Consider the following 4,183-nt stretch of genomic DNA (forward strand, 5'->3'; position numbering starts at 1 on the left):
AATCCGGCTCTCAAGCTATTCTAAGTTAGGCAGGCTGAAGGATGGTTTCATGTGTTCACTCTCCTGAACGGCAAACACTACCTGAAATAAGGGGTTTTGCGATAGAGACCGTTCTAGCTGCAACTCTTCTACCAATTTCTCAAAGGGTATGTCTTGGTGACTATAAGCTTCTAGGGCTGTTTGTTTAACTCGGTTTAATACTTCTGTGAAACTAGGGTCTCCTCCCAGGTCTGTGTACATGACTAGGGAGTTGACAAAGAAACCAATCAACCCTTCTATTTCACTGCGGTTGCGGTTAGCTATCGGTGTTCCTACTGCTATAGTTTCTTGACCACTGTAACGAGACAGCAACACTTTAAAGACTGCTAACAGGGTCATAAATAGGGTGGTTCCCTGCTTTTGGGTGAGTTGTTTAACTTTTGATGTTAGTGCTGCTGGTATGTTTATGGGTATACCTGCCCCTCGAAAGGTTTCTACTGCAGGTCGGGGATGGTCTATGGGTAGTTGTAATTGAGGTAAGTCTTGTAGCTTTTGCTTCCAGTAGTTGAGTTGGTTTTCTAGGGTTTCACCTTGTAAGTAGTTCTTTTGCCAAACTGCAAAGTCGGCATATTGTATGGGTAGTGAGGGTAATGGGGATGGTTGGTCTTCCAGTGTGGCAGTGTAAATAGCCGAGAGTTCTTTAGGTAATACTTTCAGTGACCAGCCATCGGAAGCTATGTGATGTAATGTGATTTGCAGTATGTGTTCTGTTGTTCCTAGTTGAAACAACTGAGCCCGTATGGGGGGGTCTAAATCAAGATTGAATCTTTGTTCATTTTCTTGTTGGAGTAGTTGTTGGAGTTTGGTGGTAGCTTCTGATGGTGTTAACCCACTTAGGTCTTTTTTGGGTAGTTCTAATTCAAAAGAGGGTTGAATTATTTGTACTGGTGTGCCGTTGATTTCACTGAAAGTTGTTCTCAGGGTTTCATGGCGAGCGATGATTTGGTTGAGACTTTTTTGTAGGGCTACATAGTCTAGTTTACCTACTAGATGTAGGGTTAATGGCATATTGTAGGCGTTGCTACTCAAGGCCATTTTTTCTATAAACCACAGCCTTTGTTGAGCGAAAGATAAGGGCGGATGGTTTTCATTTTCCTCTCTTGGTTGAATGGCTGCTGTCTCTATACGTTGACTTTGAGCTAAATGTATCTCTATTTCCTTAGCCAGACTTAGCAAATCGTAATTCTCAAATAGACTTCTAAGGGGGAACTCTATATTAAGAACTTTTCGGATCCGAGATACAACCTGAGTAGCCAGCAGAGAATGCCCTCCTAAATCAAAAAAGTTGTCCTGTATTCCCACTTTTTCAATTCCCAATACTTCTGTCCAAATTTCCGCTAATATTTTCTCTGTCTCTGTCTGAGGAGCTACATATTCAGTTGATGTACTACTAGCTAAATCTGGTGCTGGCAGCGCCTTACGGTCTACTTTCCCACTAGGTGTCAGTGGCATTTGTGGCAAAGCTACAAACCCAGCGGGTATCATATATTCTGGCAGCCGTTCTTTCAGATACTGTTTCCATTCCCTTATTTGATCTGCCTCAGATATTTCTGAAGTTTCCCCCTCCAAGACTAAATAAGCAACTAAACGTTTATGATTTCCATCCCCTTGCTTGTCTTCTTTTACTACTACCACTGTTTCTTTGACTTTCGGATGCTGAGTTAGAGTCGCTTCTATTTCTCCAGTCTCAATACGATACCCTCGCACTTTTACTTGATTGTCTATCCTTCCTATAAATTCTATATTCCCATCAGCTAAATAACGGCCTAAATCTCCTGTTTTATATAATTTACTACTATTTTCGTCATCGAAAGGATTAGTAATGAATTTCTTTTCTGTTAATTCGCGACGATTTAGATAACCTTTGGCTAGACATACTCCTCCTATGTGAATTTCTCCAAGTACACCCACTGGTACTGGTTGTTGGTCATTGCTAAGGAGATAAATTTGGGTGTTTTCTATGGGACGACCAATTGGTGGTAGTGTTGGCCAAGTTTTAGCTAATGTATAAGCTGACACTACATGGCTTTCCGATGGTCCATATTGATTTTGCAATCTACAGTTCCCCAGTCGCTGCATCATTTCTATGAGGTCTGGAGTCACCTGTAACTGTTCTCCTGCTGTTACTATCTCCCGCAATGGTGGTAAATTCTGGCACTCCCAGGCTACTGCTGCCAACTGCTGCAAAGCTACAAAGGGTAAAAATAGTCGCTCTACTTTATTGTCAGTTAGGAATCTTATCAATGTCTTGGGGTCGCGCCTCACTTCTGAAGACACTAGCACTAGAGTACCACCATCACACCAAGTAGAGAATATTTCTTGGAATGATACATCAAAGCTGATGGGAGCAAATTGTAGAGTTCTAGCTCCAAGACCAACTATTGTTTCGTGCTGTTGCCAATTTATCAGGTTCACCAAAGCAGTTTGGCTCATCTCTACTCCTTTTGGTTTACCTGTGGAGCCAGAGGTATAAATTACATAGCCTAGGTTTGATGGTTGAACTCCACTAATCAAGTTTGCTGTCGAATAGTTGGATAACATATCTTCACTGCTATCCAAGCATACTACTTGAGCTTTATGTTCTGGTAATAATGTAAAGAATGATTTTTGGGTTAGTAGTACAGACACTTTCGCATCACAGAGCATATAATCCAAACGTTCTTGAGGATAGGTTGAGTCAAGAGGCACATAAGCTCCTCCGGCTTTGAGTATGGCTAATAAACCTACTACCATCTCTACTGAACGCTCTACACATATTCCCACTAGGGTTTCTGGAACTACTCCCAATTTTTGCAAGTAATGGGCTAGTTGATTAGCTTTGCTATTTAATTGGGAGTAGGTCAGCTTTTGTTGTTCAAATACTACGGCTACTGCATCTGGGGTTTTCTGGACTTGTTCCTGAAATAATTGATGGATACATTTGTCTGTTGGGTAATCTGTTTTCGTGTTGTTCCACTCCACCAGTATTTGGTCTAACTCTGGCTCTGTCATTAATGGCAACTTGCTAATAGGTCGCTCGGGAGTCTCTACTGCTGCTGAGAGCAAGTTTTCATAATGTGACACCATCCGACTAATTGTTTCCGCCTCAAACAAGTCTCGGTTATAGGCACATAATCCTTTGATTTCTTCTCCTTCTAGCCACAGATGTAACTCTAAGTCCATCCGCACTGTCATTAGATCTCCCATCCATCGCTCCCAACCTAACTCTACCTCTAAGTTAGGCAGGCTGAAGGATGGTTTCATGTGTTCACTCTCCTGAACGGCAAACACTACCTGAAATAAGGGGTTTTGCGATAGAGACCTTTCTAGCTGCAACTCTTCTACCAATTTCTCAAAGGGTATGTCTTGGTGACCATAAGCTTCTAGAGCTGTTTGTTTAACTCGGTTTAATACTTCTGTGAAACTAGGGTCCCCTCCCAGGTCTGTGTACATGACTAGGGAGTTGACAAAGAAACCTATCAACCCTTCTATTTCACTGCGGTTGCGGTTGGCTATCGGTGTTCCTACTGCTATACTTTCTTGACCACTGTAACGAGACAGCAATACTTTGAATACTGCTAACAGGGTCATAAATAGGGTGGTTCCCTGCTTTTGGCTGAGTTGTTTAACTTTTGATGTTAGTGCTGCTGGTATATTTATTGGTATACCTGCTCCATTAAAAGTTTCAACTGCGGGCCGGGGATGGTCTGTGGGTAGTTGTAGTTGAGGTAAGTCAAGGAGCTTTTGCTTCCAGTAACTTAGTTGGGTTTCGAGGGTTTCACCTTGTAAGTAGTTCTTTTGCCAAACTGCAAAGTCCGCATATTGTATGGGTAGCTCTGGTAATGGGGATGGTTTTTCGAACAGTGTGGCAGTGTAAATAGCTGAGAGTTCTTTGGGTAATACTGTCAGTGACCAGCCATCGGAAGCGATGTGATGTAATGTGATTTGCAGTATGTGTTCTGTTGTTCCTAATTGATACAACTGAGCCCGTATGGGAGGGTCTACTTCTAGATTGAATCTTTGTTCATTTTCTTGTTGGAGTAGTTGTTGTAGTTTGGTGGTAGCTTCTGATGGTGTTAACCCACTTAGGTCTTTTTTGGGTAGTTCTAATTCAAAGGGGGGTTGAATTATTTGTACTGGTGTGCCGTTGATTTCACTGAAGGTG

Annotated in this window: 1 protein-coding gene; it reads right to left on the reverse strand. The window is 42.1% G+C overall.

From position 1 onward, the window contains the following. Positions 1 to 15 precede the first annotated feature (15 nt). Positions 16 to 4,183 (reverse strand): amino acid adenylation domain-containing protein (locus F6K49_RS36245; RefSeq protein WP_293104604.1); only part of this gene is annotated, 4,168 nt, incomplete at its 5' end.

It is taken from the genome of Moorena sp. SIO3I6 (genome assembly GCF_010672095.1).